Below are 15,085 nucleotides of genomic sequence, written 5' to 3' on the forward strand. Positions count from 1 at the left end.
AAAACAGTTTGTTTTGGGCTTGTGTCTTTACTCGCGTCCGGGAAGCGTGTTATGGACATACGGCGGGACAGGATCCAGCTTAGCTATTTCGCCGTGCGCTTTCGGTTCCTTTTCGTATTCAAATGGTTCTCCGTCCGGCGCTGTTTCCTTCAGCCAATTTTGTTCAGCGCTTTCTCCGCCATCTGAGAAATGAATAAGCTTATGGGAGAATGACTGTTTTTCCAGTGCCTTCGGGAATGTGGAAGGAACGATCGGACCTTCCTGTTCTTCTAATTCTTTAATGGCCGCAAGCCATTGGTTTTGATGCATGGTATCGCGGGCCAATAAAAAGCTGAGCATATCTTTCACGCCTTTATCATCGGTCATTTCATACAGGCGTGCGACTTGAAGCCTTCCTTGTGATTCGGCGTTCAGATTGGCGCGGAAGTCTGCCAGAAGGTTTCCGCTTGCGACGATATAGCCTGCGCTCCACGGAACGCCCGTGCTGCTCTCCGGCATTGCGCCGAGTCCTGAGACAATCGCATGATGCGGATTCATGCCGCCTAAAATGGACCCGATGACCGGATCATCAGCCGCTTTTTCCTGCTCTGCCAGCGGGGCGTCTTCTAACAGTCTCGCAATCATCGTCGCGATCATTTCGACATGGCCGATTTCTTCCGTCGCGGTATCCATCAGAAGATCCTTATATTTTTCATTGCCCCGTGTATTCCATCCTTGGAACAAATATTGCATGGCGACGGATATTTCCCCGTATTGTCCCCCTAAAATTTCCTGCATCTTTTTGGCGAACAGCGGGTCAGGACGATCCGGTTTAGCCGGATGCTGCAGTTTTTTCGTATGTGTAAACATGTCTCCATCTCCTTTTCTTTGCTCTGTCCCTATTTACTTCCCCGGCGGGAAAAGGGATGAAACGGAGATGGGCGTATTGGTCCTGCTAAGGCTCGCGGCGCAAGGATAACAAATCCTGCACAAGCCCGCGGCCGATCACCTGTTCATATTGTCCGTAAATCGGGTCGAGGCGTTTCATCCATGTGTTCTTTTCCGCTTTGCTCAGCACATGAATATGAATGGATGAATTCTTCTTTATCTCTTCAAGCTGGTCTTTATTCATTTTCTCAGCGGAGGCTTCGTTCCACTCCGTCGTTTCTCTCATCGCCTCCGTTAAGATGGTTCTCGTTTTTTCTGTCTGCGAATTCCAGAAATGCTCGTCGGTCATCACGGCATAACCGAGGTACCCGTGATTGCTGATTGTCAAATAATCTTGAACATTATAAAATTTTTTAGAATAGATATTTGAAATCGTATTTTCTTCTCCGTCTACAAGATTGCTTTCCAAGAGCTGAAACGTGGAATTAAAGGAATCCTGCCGCGGGTGCGCGCCGAGCAGGCGGTATTGGTCTTCGATCACGCTGCTCGGCATGATCCTGAGCGCCTGTCCTTTCAAATCGTCCGGAGTGAAGATCGGTCCTTTATTTGACGTAAGCTGCTTAAACCCGTTCGTCCAGTACGCCAGACCTTTCAAATGATGCTTTTCTAAAGAAGCGAACAGGCGTGTGCCGATTTTGCCGTTGAGGCCTTCTTGCACGGCTTTATAGTTTGTAAACGCGTACGGCAGATCCAAAACACCCCATTCGGGAGACAGTGATCCGAGCTTTGAGGTGGAGGGAGCGATGAATTGCACGTCCCCGTTTTGGAGGGCGTTTATTTCTTCATTATCTGAATAGAGGCTCCCGTTTGGAAACACCTCTACTTTAATGGTGCCGCCGGACTTTTGATAGACAAGGTCGGCAAACTTATTCGCCGCCCGCCCTTTTGGCGTGTTCTCAGCAACGACATGGCTGAATTTGAAAACGATTTGATCTTTCAGGCCTTCCTGTTCGTCATCATAATACGGTTCTTCCGTTGAGAAACGATCATGAAAGCCGATGAATAAAGCGGTTCCGATACCGAGTACCATCAGGCTGAGACAAGTCAGCAAGCTTTTCATCGAAAACCCCCTCCGCCATTTTCTATAACAAGCATAATCGGGCGGGCCGTTTTCGTAAAGAGACGGAAAGGAAGAGGCCAATGACGAAAAAAAAGCTCACCATCCGCTGGAAAATCACCATACTTTCGTATATCGTCGTGCTTTTTACTTTTTTGATCGTCGGCATCGTGCTGATCGGCAATATTCAGCATACAGAGGAGCGCGAGCTGAAAAAACGGCTGATGAATACCGCGCGGACGGTATCTGAGATGACCGATGTCAAACGCGCCCTCGAGCAGAAAAAACAAAGGGAAGACGTGCGCCATGCGGTCGAAGAAATAAGGATCATCAATGAAGCGGACTACATCGTCGTCATGGATATGGATCATATCCGCTATTCACATCCCGTCAGCACAATGATCGGAAAGCGTTCAAGGGGTGAGGACGAAGCCGCGGCGTTCGCCGAGCACATTTATTTTTCCGAAGCAAAGGGAGAAATCGGCACCGCCGTCCGCGCTTTTTATCCCATTAAAGATCGGGATTTGAATCAGATCGGGGTCGTTCTGGCCGGTAAAACGCTGCCCGGATTCGGTGAAATTCTTCTTCAGCTGAAACATGAAATACTGTTTATCGTTCTGCTGGCGCTCGGGTTCGGACTGGCCGGCTCCTTTTTGCTGGCCCGCCACATCAAAAAACAAATGTTTTGGCTGGAGCCCCATGAGATCGTGAGAATGTATGAGGAACGGACCGCTACGTTTCATTCGATGAATGAGGGCGTCATCGCGATCGATAATCAGCATCACATCACCATTTTTAATGAAAAAGCGAAGCAGATATTCAATGTCAGACAAGAGACCGATGGCAGGCTGATCTGGGACGTGTTAAAAGATTCGCGCCTCCCTGAGATCGTCGAGCGGAACCGAGCCGTATATAATGAAGAAATCCAAGTCAGCGGAAAGGTGATCATGAGCAGCAGAATTCCGATCGTCATGAAAAAGAAGGTCATCGGAGCCGTCGCCATTTTTCAGGACAGGACGGAAGCTGCGAAAATGGCGGAAGAACTGACAGGTGTGAAAAATTTTGTCGATGCGCTCAGAGTCCAAAATCATGAACATATGAACAAGCTTCACACCATCGCGGGACTGATTCAGCTCGGAAAATCAGAAAAAGCGCTCCAGCTTGCTTTTAAGGAATCATCAGAACTAGAAAGCGTCACCGATTTTCTTCATCAGGCCATTCAGAATGACGCTGCGGCGGGACTGCTGTTAAGCAAAATCAAAAGAGGAAAAGAGCTTGGCATTTCTGTGAAAATTGATGAAAACAGCAGTTTCTCGGCATTTCCGGAGCATGTCGACCAGCATGATATTGTCGTCCTGCTCGGCAATTTAATTGAAAATGCGTTCGGCGCATTCGAAACAGCGGACACGGAGGACAAACATATTGACATCAGTATCGAGCAAAATGATGAAGTGCTTGCTATATTAATAGAAGACAACGGAAGCGGGATTTCCGATCAGCACATCCCGCGCCTTTATGACAAAGGGTTTACCGTCAATAAAACGGGAGGAACGGGATACGGCTTGTACCTCGTCAAACAAATCGTCGACAAAGGGATGGGCTTTATTCAGGTCGACACACGGCAGGGACAGGGAACGGCATTTTCTATTTTATTTCCGATGAAGGGGGAGGAATCATTCGATGGACATCAAGGTGCTGCTTATTGAAGATGATCCGATGGTGCAGGAGGTGAATAAAGAATTTATCACCGGTGTTTCGGGGTTCAGCGTCATCGCCACAGCCGCTGACGGAGACGAGGGAATCAGGCTTATTAAAGATCTGCGGCCCGGGCTCGTGGTATTAGACGTATACATGCCGAAAAAAGACGGAATTAAAACGCTCCAGGAAATCAGAAAACAAAAGCTCGAAGTGGACGTCATCATCGTCTCGGCCGCAAAAGACAAAGAAACAATCCAGCTTATGCTGCAAAACGGTGCGGCCGACTATATTTTGAAGCCGTTTAAGCTGGAGCGGATGAGACAGGCGCTCGAAAACTATAAACAATATAAACGGAAAATTGAAGAGCATGACACCATGTCGCAAGAGCAGCTTGACATGCTGCTTAAAATTCCGCAAAATCCGTCCCGGGATCTGCCGAAGGGGTTAAATCATTTTACGATGAATGAAATTTTGACCTATATGAAACAGCAGACGGAGCCGCTTTCAGCTGAAGAAGCCGCCAAAGCGCTCGGGATCGCAAGGGTGACGGCGCGGCGTTATCTTGATTTTCTTGAGAAAGACGGCCAGATTAAGCTCGACATTCAATACGGGGGAGTGGGCCGGCCGGTTAACCGCTACAAATTCGTCCGCTAGCCGAGACCAAAAAGACCAAAATGTCCGTTATGATCATAAGCTTCCCCTCTTTGTTTGAAAACGCTATCATTTTTGTATAGACGCAGCGAGAGGCAAGGGGGAGTAGGGATGAAAATTTTCAAAAATCTTACGGTGCAGGTCATCACGGCGGTGATCATCGGCGTCATTGTCGGACTCGTATGGCCTGAGGCCGGGAAGCAGATGAAGCCGCTCGGCGATACATTTATCAATGCGGTAAAAATGATTATCGCACCGATCATATTCCTGACGATCGTGCTTGGCATCGCCAAGATGGGAGACATGAAAAAAGTCGGCAAAGTCGGGGGAAAAGCATTTATTTATTTTGAAGTCGTGACCACCATCGCCCTTATTATCGGACTTCTGGTCGTCAATATCATGAAACCCGGTGAGGGGCTTGATTACAGCAAGCTTGAAAAAGGGGATGTCTCTCAGTACACGCAAAACGGGGGACAGGGGATTGACTGGATTGAATTTATCACTCACATCGTTCCGTCAAATATGGTTGACGCTTTCGCAAAAGGCGACATTCTTCAGGTCTTATTCTTTTCTGTTTTATTCGGTGTCGGCCTGGCTGCGCTCGGTGAACGAGGCAAAAGCATTATTGATTTCTTTGATAAACTGTCGCACGTTTTTTTCAAAATCATCGGCTACATCATGCGCGCGGCGCCGATCGGCGCATTCGGAGCCATGGCCTATACGATCGGGCACTTCGGCCTTGATTCCATCAAGCCGCTGGCGAGTCTGATGCTGTCTGTATACGTTACGATGTTCCTGTTTGTATTTGTCGCTTTGAATATCATTTGCAAACTATTCGGTTTCAGCTTGTGGAACTATCTCCGTTTTATTAAAGATGAACTGCTCATCGTTCTCGGCACAAGCTCTTCTGAGTCCGTCCTTCCGCGGATGATGGATAAAATGGAGCGCTACGGCTGTTCCAAATCGGTTGTCGGCCTTGTCATTCCGACGGGATATTCTTTTAACCTGGACGGCACCTCAATTTATCTGTCCATGGCGACAGTTTTTCTGGCGCAGGTGTTCGGCGTTGACCTTACCATCGGCCAGCAGGTTACGATCATTCTCGTGCTGATGCTGACATCAAAAGGCGCGGCGGGCGTAACCGGAAGCGGGTTTATCGTGCTCGCCTCCACTTTATCGGCGCTCCAGGTTATTCCGCTGGAGGGGCTGGCGCTGCTCCTCGGCGTCGACCGCTTTATGAGTGAAGGAAGGGCGATCGTCAACCTGATCGGAAACGGAATCGCCACCATCATCGTAGCCAAGAGCGAAAATGAGTTTGACGAAGCGAAAAGCACACAGGCCGTTAAAGAAATGAAAACGGCGGTATAAAAGGAAAGGAACGGCATGCATCGGGCATGCCGTTCTTTTTTTCGGCCGCCATGAGTAAAAAAGATAAATTTGTTTAAATTTATTAGGAGGTGGACAAAGACCTTAGCGTCATTTTGTTATATAATTTACAATTAGAGAGTGAAAGATGAAATCTAAGGGCTTTTTGTCCTAGCAGGAGTGTATAAATGGCGGCTATTTTTAAATTTTTTCAGCATCCGGGTGTCAGACGTTTTTCCGTTTTTCTTGTTTTGACTGGGGTGTTAGTTGTATTCCGAAGTATGATTAATTTGATTTTGCTTACGTTTATTTTTACTTTTCTGATGGATCGGCTGGAGACTGTCATCCGGCACGTGTTGAACCATTTTTTCCGGATCAGCCAGAGGGTGGTCATCACCGTTTTATATATTGCGCTGGCTGTCGGGGCGACTGTCGGAGGCTTTGTCTTTTACCCGATTGTTGCCAAGCAGATTGAACAGCTGATTAAGCAGATCAAGCACATCGCGTATCATCCCGATGTCATTCCGTTTTATGATGAGATATCGAGCGTGTTCGGCGATATCAATATCGGTTCCTATGTAAAAGAAGGTTTTAATGTACTGTATACATACTTGGCCGATATCAGCACTTTCGGTTTGCAGGTCGTGATGTCACTGATTCTCAGCATGTTTTTCCTGTTCGAGAAAAAGCGGCTCACGGAGTTTATGAAAAAATTTCAGCACAGCAAGCTGTCTGTTTTTTACTACGAACTTGCTTATTTCGGCAGCAAGTTTGCGAGAACATTCGGCAAAGTGCTTGAAGCCCAATTTATTATCGCGCTGGTGAACTGTATCCTCACCTTGATCGCATTGGCGATTCTGCATTTTCCGCAGCTGTTCGGCCTGTCAATCATGGTCTTTTTCCTCGGGCTCATTCCCGTTGCGGGTGTGGTGATTTCGCTCATTCCGCTCAGCATCATCGCGTATACGACGGGCGGCGCTGCGTATGTCATCTACATCGTGCTGGTCATTTTCGTCATCCATGCGATTGAGACGTACTTCCTTAATCCGAAACTGATGTCAGCGAAAACGGAACTGCCGATCTTTTTTACCTTTACAGTTCTGATTTTCTCGGAACATTTCTTCGGCATTTGGGGCTTGATTATCGGAATTCCGATTTTTGTGTTCCTGCTCGATATTCTGGATGTCGTCAATAATGAAGAGAAGGAAAAAAACGGACCGGTCCCGGATAAGACATAACGTCGGCTCCGGCTCTTCACGAATATATGACTAATGTTATAATGCAGACAGTGCCTATGTACGGGCACTGTTTATTTTTTGTGAAAAAGGAGGAAGGCTGTATGACTGAGCCGATTTTACATATTGAAGGCCTTGACAAAACAATAGGCAAAAAGCACATTTTAAAAAACATCAGCATGGATGTCAGGCAGGGCGAGATCATCGGTTTGCTCGGTCCGAACGGGTCGGGAAAAACCACACTTATCCGAATCATCGTCGGTCTTTTAAAGAAAAACAGCGGCACGATTACAATTAACGGCTTTCAGCACGATGCTGATTTCGAAAAAGCGCTTGAATCCGTCGGAGCGATCGTGGAAAATCCTGAATTCTACCCGTACCTGACGGGGTGGGAGAATCTGAAGCACTTTGCCAACATGCACAAAAACATCAAAGAGGACAGGCTTCAGGAAGTCATCGAACGGGTCGGGCTCACCAATGCCGTTCATGACAAAGTTAAAACGTATTCCCTTGGTATGCGTCAGCGTCTCGGGATTGCTCAGGCCATTCTTCACCGTCCGAATCTGCTCATTTTAGATGAACCGACAAACGGGCTTGATCCCGGGGGAATGAAGGATTTCCGCGATCACTTAAAGGAACTCGCGGAGCTTGAAGGGACGAGCATCCTTTTTGCGACGCATTTATTGCGTGAAGTGGAGGACCTTTGCGACCGTGTCATCATCATTCAAAAAGGTGAGATCAAAACAGAGGTTGTTCTGCGCGGCGCTGAGGAAAAAGAAGAAAAAGCCGTCCTCGACATTCAGCCGGCTGACGAAGCCTTCGAATGGCTGTCCCAACAGCAATTTGCTCCGGAGAAAAACGGCGGGGGCATTACCGTCACCGTAGCGAAGAAGGACATCCCGGCATTAAACCGTGCGCTCGTCGGACAAGACTTTCTTGTGTATTCCATCATGCCGTATGCGGAATCGCTGGAGGATGAATTCATGAAAGTGACGACGGCGCTTCAAGAGGAGGGGGAGACGAATGTTTAAATTGACAGCGAATGAGCATATGAAACTCTTTAACCGAAAAGTCTCATTAGTGGCGCTGATTCTGATGGCCGTTCTCCAATTTATTATGGCGCTTGTCATTAAACGGCTTGTCATCAGTTCCGGAACGGATGAGAATTTCATCGGCTATATGGCGTACGCGCCCGGGCTGAATATTCTGCTTGAGGCATTAACGATCGTGATCGCGGCAACGATCATTTCCGCTGAATTTGATAAGAAAACGATCAAATTTTTGTTAATCCGCCCGGTAAAGCGGGAGCGGATTTTTGTATCTAAACTCATTACCGTATTTTTGGTCAGCTTGTACCTGTATGCGGCGTACTATATTCTGTCTCTGCTGTTCGGCATGGCTTTCTTCGGCGTGTCGGTGACATCTGAATCAGGGACGCTTCTTATGAACACCCTGAAAGTAATCGGCACGAACTGGGTCGAGGCGTTTGCGATGGCATGCTTTGGCTTGTTGTGTTCTTCTGTATTCCGAAACAGCGCAACGGCCGTCATTTTGTCATTTATCGTGCTGTATGGCGCAAAATCACTTGTGACGATTATGTCGCTCTTCCAAAACAAATGGGGAAGTTTTCTGCTGTTCGCAAATACTGACCTGACGCAATATATGAGCGGGGCGAAACCGCTGTTTGCGGGAATGACGCCGTTATTTTCCGCAGGCATTATCATTATCCATATCGTATTCTTCTTAGCCGTCGCTTGGTGGAGCTTTTGCAAACGCGATGTTCGGGTATAAAGTAAAGGAATGACATTTTTGTGAAAAAGATCACGATAAATCAATAATTTATGCTATTTTGATTTATAATAAAGGTAATGACGGAGGTGCTCACTTGAGAAATTTTATTACCGCATTACCGATTGTGTTATTGCTTGGTTTTTCCTTTGTGTCATTCATGTTCCAATTCGAACATCTTGTTTATTTCAGGCTTGCGCTGGGTTTGTTTTCTACAGTGGGGCTGTTTCTCTTATATAAAATGAAGTCGGGATTCCGTTATTTCATCATCTACCTGTATGCAAGCTGGATCGTGCTTGCGGCAGTTACCGCGTTTGAAGAGCCGATTTTTTCTAGCTTTTTCTTTGGCGGGCTTGTGATGACGATGGGTTATCTCACATATATGCTGATTTATCTCGGGCTTAAGCAGGACCGCGGCCCGGAAGCAGTCTGAACGCGCTATTCCATGGAATAGCGTGTTTTTTTTGTACAGCCTCACAGTTGCGAAACGAGACTTGAATCTCTATAATACTTATTAACTTTATCGGAATTATAATGGGGGGATTCCAGTGTCTTTATGGATACAGAATGAACGGCAGAGGGAATGGATGGAAAAAATCGGCCTGCTTGCAGACGAATTTCAAAAAACAGCCGCGCTTGATGATGAGGCGGGCCGTTTTCCTGCGGAGAAAATTCAAAGACTGCGCGACGCGGGATATACGGCGTTAACGGTACCTGAGGTATTCGGCGGTGCAGGCATTTCCGTTTATGATATGGTGCTGTTTCAGGAACGGCTGGCGCGGGGAGACGCGGCCGTTGCTCTCGGAATCGGCTGGCATTTATCCGTCATGGGTGAGCTCGGAGAAGGAAACAGCTGGGATGAAGATGTCTTTTCATTTATCACAGAAGAGGTGAAAAAGGGAGCTGTCCTGAACAGGGCAGCGACGGAACGGCAGACCGGCAGTCCGACGAGGGGAGGAAGACCCGGCACCTCCGCTGTCAAAAAAGACGGAAAATGGGTGCTGAACGGCCGAAAAACCTTTACAACCCTTTCACTGACTTTGGATTATATGCTTGTGACGGCATGGATTGAAGAAAAACAAACGACCGGTGTTTTTCTCATTCATAAAGATCAGTCAGGCGTTTCAGTCGAAGAAACATGGGATATGATTGCCATGAAGGCGACCGGAAGCCATGATCTCCTTTTAGATCATGTCACGGTCAGTGACGAGCGGCTTGTGGAGCTTATCAGCGGGCCGAGAGCGGCGAAAGTGAATGGCTGGCTGCTTCACATTCCCGCTGCTTATCTGGGCATCGCTCAAGCGGCAAGGGACTATGCCGTCCGGTTTGCATCCGAATATTCGCCGAACAGCCTGAACGGACCGATTAAAGACGTGCCGGCCGTTCAGCAGCGTATCGGGGAAATGGAGCTTGAATTGTTAAAAGCGAGACAGTTTCTCTTCACGGCGGCGCAAATGTATGATGACCCGAAACGCCGCCCTTTCATCAAAAGCGAGCTCGGCATCGCAAAACATATTGTGACAAATGCCGGCCTTTCTGTTGTTGATAAAGCAATGAGAATCACCGGCGCAAAAAGCCTGGAGCGAAATAATCCGCTTCAGCGGTATTATCGGGATGCCCGGGCCGGCCTTCACAATCCGCCGATGGACGATGCGGTCATCGGCAAATTAGCGGCGGAAGCCTTTGAGCAATAAAAAAAAGAGCCTGAAAAAGGCTCTTTTTATGTATGGCTGTTGTGCCGGAGCAGTTTTTGATGCTTACGGTCAATTCTGTCATAGATCACATTCATCAGCTTTTGATTATTCATAATGGCCGCCTTGTTTTCTTTTATCAGCTGTTCGTATGTTTTTATTTTACGTTTCGCCATGAGCCCGCACCTTCCTTACATATTTGTATTCGCTTTCTAATTCTCCGAGCGATAATTCATATAAATGCCGTTCCGACTTTTTGTATATTCCGTTATTGATCAGCAAATGGATCAGATGTTTTTTTCGTCCTTCAACTGATGATCTGAGCTGAGGAGAAGACCTCATGATTACCCTCCTAATCAAATGATATTGAGAATCATTATCAGTTAATGAAAGTATACAATGGGCATATTCATATGTAAAGGGAAAATACCGCCAATTTTTCGACAAAAAGTTTCCCGGGGAATAATGCTGTCGAATATTGCATTTGCTCAGTTCAAAGCTGCTATTTTTCCGCTTTTCCATCCATACTATGAATGAGAATGGAGGAGTCCTTACATGAATGATCAAACGGCAAACTTAAAACGGGGCGAGAAAGGCGCGATTCTTAATATCGCCGCGTACCTCATCCTTGCCGCCGTCAAACTGGTGATCGGTCTTATTTATCATTCCGAAGCGCTCAGAGCGGACGGGTTAAATAATGCCACGGATATTGTCGCATCACTGGCTGTGCTGATCGGGCTCCGGATTTCCCAGCGCCCCGCGGACAGTGATCATGCTTACGGACATTATCGGGCTGAAACAATTTCTTCTTTAATTGCGTCTTTTATTATGATGGCGGTCGGTATTGAAGTGCTGATCGGGGGGCAAAGGCGATTGTCAGCGGAACGGAGGCCGAGCCGAGCTTCATTGCGGCATGGACGGCGCTCGGAAGCGCGATTGTAATGTACGGCATGTATGTATATAACAGCCGTCTTGCAGATCGGGTTAAAAGTGCTGCGCTTCATGCGGCGGCGAAAGACAGCCGTTCTGACGCCTATGTCAGTATTGGGGCGTTTATAGGCGTCTTAACCGCCCGGCTTCATCTGCCGTGGATTGATCCGGTCATTGCTTTTCTGATCGGAATCATCATCTGTAAGACGGCATGGGACATCTTCAAAGATGCTTCCCACTCATTGACGGACGGGTTTGATCTGAAAGATTTGGAGCCGTATAAACACACGGTGAAAGAAATAAAAGAGGTCAGCAGGCTGAAGGATGTGAAAGCAAGGTATTTAGGGAGCACGGTTCATGTGGAAATGGTCATTACGGTAGATCCGGGACTGTCTGTGAAAGAAGGCCATGAAGTAGCCGATGAGGTCGAATATGCAATAAAACATGAACATGATGTGACTCATGTCCATGTTCATGTAGAGCCTGAAGTCATAAACAAAGATCGTGAAACGAATTAAATATGCTGTGATAAAAACTCTGTGACTTCTTCGGGCGTTTTCGCGTTTGCGCTGTGAAGATGCGCTTTCTTTTCGCCGTTTTTAAAGATCAGAAGGCTCGGTATGCCCATTACCTGATATTTGTCGGCAAGCTCAGGGAGCTCGTCTCTGTTCAGTTCATACCAATCATTTTGATTATATTCTTCCAAAATATCGCCGATGAACATATTCATGCGCGTGCAGTCAGGGCACCAGTCAGCGAAAAATTTCACGATGATTTCCTTGTCGGATTGAATAAGTTCATTAAATTGTTCTGTTGTACTGATTTTTTTCATATGACACATCTCCTTTTCCATGCCATTTTAATATAAAATAAAAAGGAATTACATACAAATGCTTTCATATTCAGAATGCCCAAAAATAATTAGATCATTTTCTGAGGAAAGTGATAAGATAGTAAAGATGAATTGTTGTGGGGGGAATATCCATTGAAAACAAGTCTAGGATTGGTGTACGGCGGAAAGTCAGCCGAACACAATGTATCGCTGCAGACAGCATTAGCTGTAACAAAAGCGCTTAATACTGAGAAGTTTGATATACATCCGATTTACATCACTGAAAAAGGAGAATGGCAAAGAGGCCCGCTGCTGACTGAGCCGGTTTCCAACGTGAAAATGCTTCAGCTGGAACAAAACGGTGAAAGTTTCGCTCTATCAGCATTGAACCGGGAAATGTTTCCTGAAGCGTCGCCTGACGAAAAGGCGCCGATCGATGTCGTATTTCCGCTTCTCCACGGACCGAACGGTGAAGACGGCACCATTCAGGGTCTGCTGGAATTGCTGAACGTTCCTTATGTCGGCAACGGGGTGCTTGCATCATCAGCCGGCATGGATAAAGTCATCATGAAGCATTTGTTCGCTCAAGCGGGGCTTCCGCAGGCGAAGTACGCCGCTTTCTTAAAAAAGGACTGGAAACAGACGCCGGACAGCTGCTTACAGCAGGTTGAAAAGGAGCTGGGATATCCGTGCTTCGTCAAACCGGCGAACCTCGGATCAAGCGTCGGAATCAGCAAATGCCGAAACCGTGAAGAGCTTGAAAAAGCCTTCGAACTGGCTTTTGAGTATGACCGGAAAATTGTGGTGGAAGAAGGAATCGCCGGCAGAGAAATCGAAATCGGCGTACTCGGAAATGACGAACCGAAATGCTCCGCCGTCGGTGAAATCGCGCCGAAAACCGACTTTTACGATTACAAAGCGAAATATGAAGACGGCGACACGGATTTAATGATTCCCGCGCAAGTGACGGATGAACAATATGCGGAAATCAGCGAGATGGCGATTAAAGCCTTCAAAGCGATTGACGGCTCAGGCCTTGTCCGCGCCGATTTCTTCCTGACCAATGACGGTCAAGTGCTCATTAACGAAGTGAACACAATGCCGGGCTTTACGCCATTCAGCATGTTCCCGCTGCTTTGGAAAGAAGCAGGCGTAGATTACAGTGATCTGATCGAACAGCTGGTTGAGCTGGCAAAAGAACGCCATGCCGAAAAACAGCTGATTAAACATACATTTTAATGAAGACGGACACTGCCTGAAGGGGCAGTGTCTTTTCCCGTAACAGACAACATTTTCAGAAAGCGAGGTGCCACCTTTGATAAAGCGAACTGTAAAACGAATCGCAGACATGGTCAAAGGCACACTGACAAATCCCGAATTTGAACAAACAATGATTGAGGGCGCCGCAACCGATACGCGGACTTTGGAAAAAAATCAGCTGTTCATTCCTTTAAAAGGCGAGCATTTTAACGGCCACACCTTTGTGCCGCAAGCATTCGAAAAAGGCGTTTCCGCGGTGTTGTGGGACCGCTCTGAACCGAATCCGCCGGAAGGGCGTGCTGTCATCCTGGTCGATGACACGCTGGAGGCGCTGCAAACATTGGCAAAAGCTTATTTGAAAGAGCTCGGCACAAGGGTTATCGGGGTGACCGGGAGCAACGGAAAAACGACAACGAAAGACATGCTTCACGCCGTTCTCGGCACGCAGTACCGCGTTCACAAAACCGCCGGCAATTTCAACAATCATATCGGCCTGCCGCTGACTGTGCTTGCCATGCCTGAAGATACAGAAATCGCCGTTTTAGAAATGGGAATGAGTGCGAGAGGCGAAATTGATTTTCTGAGCCGTCTTGCTGAACCGGAAGCGGCCGTCATTACCAATATCGGTGAATCCCACATGCAGGATTTAGGCTCAAGAGAAGGAATTGCGGAGGCGAAACTTGAAATTATAAACGGACTTCGGGAAGACGGCGTTCTGTTTTATTTCGGGGATGAGCCGCTGCTCCGCCAAAAGACGTACACTTGCCGGACAACGACATACGGCGCAGGCGCGGACAATGATCTCCGCCTGAAAGAAATAAAACAAGCGGAAGAAGGCACGTACTTCAATATCGACGGGATCGACCGTTCTTTCTTTATTCCGGTTCTCGGCAGACATAATGTGATGAATGCCATGGCTGCATACGCCGCCGGCATCTATTTCGGCATTACGCCGGAAAATGCCGCTCTGGGACTGAGCCGCCTGAAGGTGACGGGGATGAGATTGGAACTGGTCAAAACGGAAAACGGCATCTCGATCGTAAACGACGCGTATAATGCGAGCCCGACGTCAATGAAAGCGGCGGTCGAATTAATCGAAACGATGAAAGGCTATCGGAAGAAAATGCTCGTGCTCGGTGATATGCTTGAACTTGGTGATGAAGAAAAAGCATTCCACGAAGAATGCGGAGCTGCGGTCAATCCGGCGGAAATCGACCATGTGTTTACTTACGGCACACTCGGCGCATTCATCGCTGACGGAGCGCGCCGGCATTTTGAAGAAGGGCGCGTCAGCCATTATCTTGACAAAAAAGAACTGCTTCACGCCATACAGGAAATGGCCGCTTCCGGCGATCTCCTTCTGTTTAAAGCATCGAGAGGTATGAAGCTCGAAGAAATCGTTAAAGATTTATTAGAGAAGAACTGAAAAAATACTGATCAGCATCATAAAAATATACAAAAATGAAGAAACTAATTCAGGGTGAAATAATTCTGTCCGTATGAAAAAGAAAGACCGCCGGCTGGGAAATCCCGTCCGGCGCGGGGTCCGGCCTCGTTCGCGGGAAGAATCCGGTCAGGCCGCTTCCGGCCGCCTGACCATCTCGCCTTATTGAAAAACACATAGTGTAATGGTAAGATTAAACGTAAAGTA

The 15,085-nt window shown here is 47.4% G+C and carries 15 protein-coding genes and 1 pseudogene; 11 read left to right on the forward strand and 5 right to left on the reverse strand.

What is annotated here, in order from left to right; all coding sequences use genetic code 11:
• Nucleotides 1–27: 27 nt before the first annotated feature.
• Nucleotides 28–849, reverse strand: coding sequence for a manganese catalase family protein (locus ACKTRM_RS02385; RefSeq protein WP_012116856.1), 822 nt, complete (start codon nucleotides 847–849; stop codon nucleotides 28–30).
• 85 nt (nucleotides 850–934) lie between these two features.
• Nucleotides 935–1,987: a TRAP transporter substrate-binding protein gene (locus ACKTRM_RS02390; RefSeq protein ID WP_012116857.1), complete on the reverse strand. Its 1,053-nt coding sequence runs from the start codon at nucleotides 1,985–1,987 to the stop codon at nucleotides 935–937.
• Between the two features lie 80 nt (nucleotides 1,988–2,067).
• Between ACKTRM_RS02390 and ACKTRM_RS02395 the strand changes: the two genes are divergently transcribed.
• The 8 genes from ACKTRM_RS02395 to ACKTRM_RS02430 all read left to right on the forward strand — a co-directional run bounded on the left by ACKTRM_RS02395 (nucleotide 2,068) and on the right by ACKTRM_RS02430 (nucleotide 10,415).
• Nucleotides 2,068–3,690 (forward strand): ATP-binding protein, encoded by a 1,623-nt coding sequence (locus ACKTRM_RS02395; RefSeq protein WP_012116858.1) that lies wholly within the window; start codon nucleotides 2,068–2,070, stop codon nucleotides 3,688–3,690.
• The gene (locus ACKTRM_RS02400; RefSeq protein ID WP_003156219.1) at nucleotides 3,665–4,336 is read left to right on the forward strand and encodes a response regulator; all 672 of its coding nucleotides are present in this window, start codon (nucleotides 3,665–3,667) and stop codon (nucleotides 4,334–4,336) included. The genes ACKTRM_RS02395 and ACKTRM_RS02400 overlap by 26 nt, the downstream gene beginning before the upstream one ends.
• 108 nt (nucleotides 4,337–4,444) lie before the next feature.
• Nucleotides 4,445–5,701 carry a C4-dicarboxylate transporter DctP gene (gene dctP / locus ACKTRM_RS02405; RefSeq protein WP_012116859.1) on the forward strand — a complete coding sequence of 419 codons (1,257 nt, stop codon included), beginning with the start codon at nucleotides 4,445–4,447 and terminating at the stop codon, nucleotides 5,699–5,701.
• 185 nt (nucleotides 5,702–5,886) lie between these two features.
• Nucleotides 5,887–6,936: an AI-2E family transporter gene (locus tag ACKTRM_RS02410; protein ID WP_007410215.1), complete on the forward strand. Its 1,050-nt coding sequence runs from the start codon at nucleotides 5,887–5,889 to the stop codon at nucleotides 6,934–6,936.
• A gap of 101 nt (nucleotides 6,937–7,037) precedes the next feature.
• Complete coding sequence (locus ACKTRM_RS02415; protein WP_012116860.1) at nucleotides 7,038–7,964, forward strand: ABC transporter ATP-binding protein; 927 nt, start codon at nucleotides 7,038–7,040, stop codon at nucleotides 7,962–7,964.
• Nucleotides 7,957–8,724 carry an ABC transporter permease gene (locus tag ACKTRM_RS02420; protein WP_007410217.1) on the forward strand — a complete coding sequence of 256 codons (768 nt, stop codon included), beginning with the start codon at nucleotides 7,957–7,959 and terminating at the stop codon, nucleotides 8,722–8,724. The genes ACKTRM_RS02415 and ACKTRM_RS02420 overlap by 8 nt, the downstream gene beginning before the upstream one ends.
• A gap of 94 nt (nucleotides 8,725–8,818) precedes the next feature.
• Nucleotides 8,819–9,154, forward strand: a complete 336-nt coding sequence (locus tag ACKTRM_RS02425; protein WP_007410218.1) for a hypothetical protein — start codon at nucleotides 8,819–8,821, stop codon at nucleotides 9,152–9,154.
• Between the two features lie 115 nt (nucleotides 9,155–9,269).
• The gene (locus ACKTRM_RS02430) at nucleotides 9,270–10,415 is read left to right on the forward strand and encodes an acyl-CoA dehydrogenase family protein (RefSeq protein WP_023356723.1); all 1,146 of its coding nucleotides are present in this window, start codon (nucleotides 9,270–9,272) and stop codon (nucleotides 10,413–10,415) included.
• 26 nt (nucleotides 10,416–10,441) lie between these two features.
• Here the strand turns inward: ACKTRM_RS02430 and fbpB are convergent, their stop codons facing one another.
• Nucleotides 10,442–10,588, reverse strand: a complete 147-nt coding sequence (gene fbpB / locus ACKTRM_RS02435) for a Fur-regulated basic protein FbpB (protein WP_003156206.1) — start codon at nucleotides 10,586–10,588, stop codon at nucleotides 10,442–10,444.
• Nucleotides 10,575–10,754, reverse strand: a complete 180-nt coding sequence (locus ACKTRM_RS02440; RefSeq protein ID WP_003156203.1) for a Fur-regulated basic protein FbpA — start codon at nucleotides 10,752–10,754, stop codon at nucleotides 10,575–10,577. The genes fbpB and ACKTRM_RS02440 overlap by 14 nt, the downstream gene beginning before the upstream one ends.
• A gap of 213 nt (nucleotides 10,755–10,967) precedes the next feature.
• Here ACKTRM_RS02440 and ACKTRM_RS02445 point away from each other — a divergent pair.
• A pseudogene (locus ACKTRM_RS02445) lies at nucleotides 10,968–11,860 on the forward strand (cation diffusion facilitator family transporter).
• Here ACKTRM_RS02445 and ACKTRM_RS02450 read toward each other — a convergent pair.
• On the reverse strand, nucleotides 11,857–12,174 hold the full coding sequence (locus ACKTRM_RS02450) for a thioredoxin family protein (RefSeq protein ID WP_003156200.1): 318 nt from the start codon (nucleotides 12,172–12,174) through the stop codon (nucleotides 11,857–11,859). The pseudogene ACKTRM_RS02445 and the gene ACKTRM_RS02450 sit on opposite strands and share 4 nt — an antisense overlap.
• A 153-nt stretch (nucleotides 12,175–12,327) precedes the next feature.
• Between ACKTRM_RS02450 and ACKTRM_RS02455 the strand changes: the two genes are divergently transcribed.
• Nucleotides 12,328–13,413: a D-alanine--D-alanine ligase gene (locus ACKTRM_RS02455; RefSeq protein ID WP_023356724.1), complete on the forward strand. Its 1,086-nt coding sequence runs from the start codon at nucleotides 12,328–12,330 to the stop codon at nucleotides 13,411–13,413.
• 76 nt (nucleotides 13,414–13,489) lie between these two features.
• The gene (locus ACKTRM_RS02460) at nucleotides 13,490–14,860 is read left to right on the forward strand and encodes a UDP-N-acetylmuramoyl-tripeptide--D-alanyl-D-alanine ligase (protein WP_012116865.1); all 1,371 of its coding nucleotides are present in this window, start codon (nucleotides 13,490–13,492) and stop codon (nucleotides 14,858–14,860) included.
• The last annotated feature ends 225 nt before the right edge of the window (nucleotides 14,861–15,085 follow it).

The sequence above is a fragment of the Bacillus sp. D7-8 genome (genome assembly GCF_052055895.1).
GTDB lineage: Bacteria > Bacillota > Bacilli > Bacillales > Bacillaceae > Bacillus > Bacillus velezensis.

What these genes read in the sequence shown, in the direction of transcription:
- ACKTRM_RS02385 (WP_012116856.1), bottom strand. Translation starts at nt 849, where the DNA reads ATGTTTACACATACGAAAAAACTGCAGCATCCGGCTAAACCGGATCGT.
- ACKTRM_RS02390 (WP_012116857.1), bottom strand. Translation starts at nt 1,987, where the DNA reads ATGAAAAGCTTGCTGACTTGTCTCAGCCTGATGGTACTCGGTATCGGA.
- ACKTRM_RS02395 (WP_012116858.1), top strand. Translation starts at nt 2,068, where the DNA reads ATGACGAAAAAAAAGCTCACCATCCGCTGGAAAATCACCATACTTTCG.
- ACKTRM_RS02400 (WP_003156219.1), top strand. Translation starts at nt 3,665, where the DNA reads ATGGACATCAAGGTGCTGCTTATTGAAGATGATCCGATGGTGCAGGAG.
- dctP (WP_012116859.1), top strand. Translation starts at nt 4,445, where the DNA reads ATGAAAATTTTCAAAAATCTTACGGTGCAGGTCATCACGGCGGTGATC.
- ACKTRM_RS02410 (WP_007410215.1), top strand. Translation starts at nt 5,887, where the DNA reads ATGGCGGCTATTTTTAAATTTTTTCAGCATCCGGGTGTCAGACGTTTT.
- ACKTRM_RS02415 (WP_012116860.1), top strand. Translation starts at nt 7,038, where the DNA reads ATGACTGAGCCGATTTTACATATTGAAGGCCTTGACAAAACAATAGGC.
- ACKTRM_RS02420 (WP_007410217.1), top strand. Translation starts at nt 7,957, where the DNA reads ATGTTTAAATTGACAGCGAATGAGCATATGAAACTCTTTAACCGAAAA.
- fbpB (WP_003156206.1), bottom strand. Translation starts at nt 10,588, where the DNA reads ATGGCGAAACGTAAAATAAAAACATACGAACAGCTGATAAAAGAAAAC.
- ACKTRM_RS02440 (WP_003156203.1), bottom strand. Translation starts at nt 10,754, where the DNA reads ATGAGGTCTTCTCCTCAGCTCAGATCATCAGTTGAAGGACGAAAAAAA.
- ACKTRM_RS02450 (WP_003156200.1), bottom strand. Translation starts at nt 12,174, where the DNA reads ATGAAAAAAATCAGTACAACAGAACAATTTAATGAACTTATTCAATCC.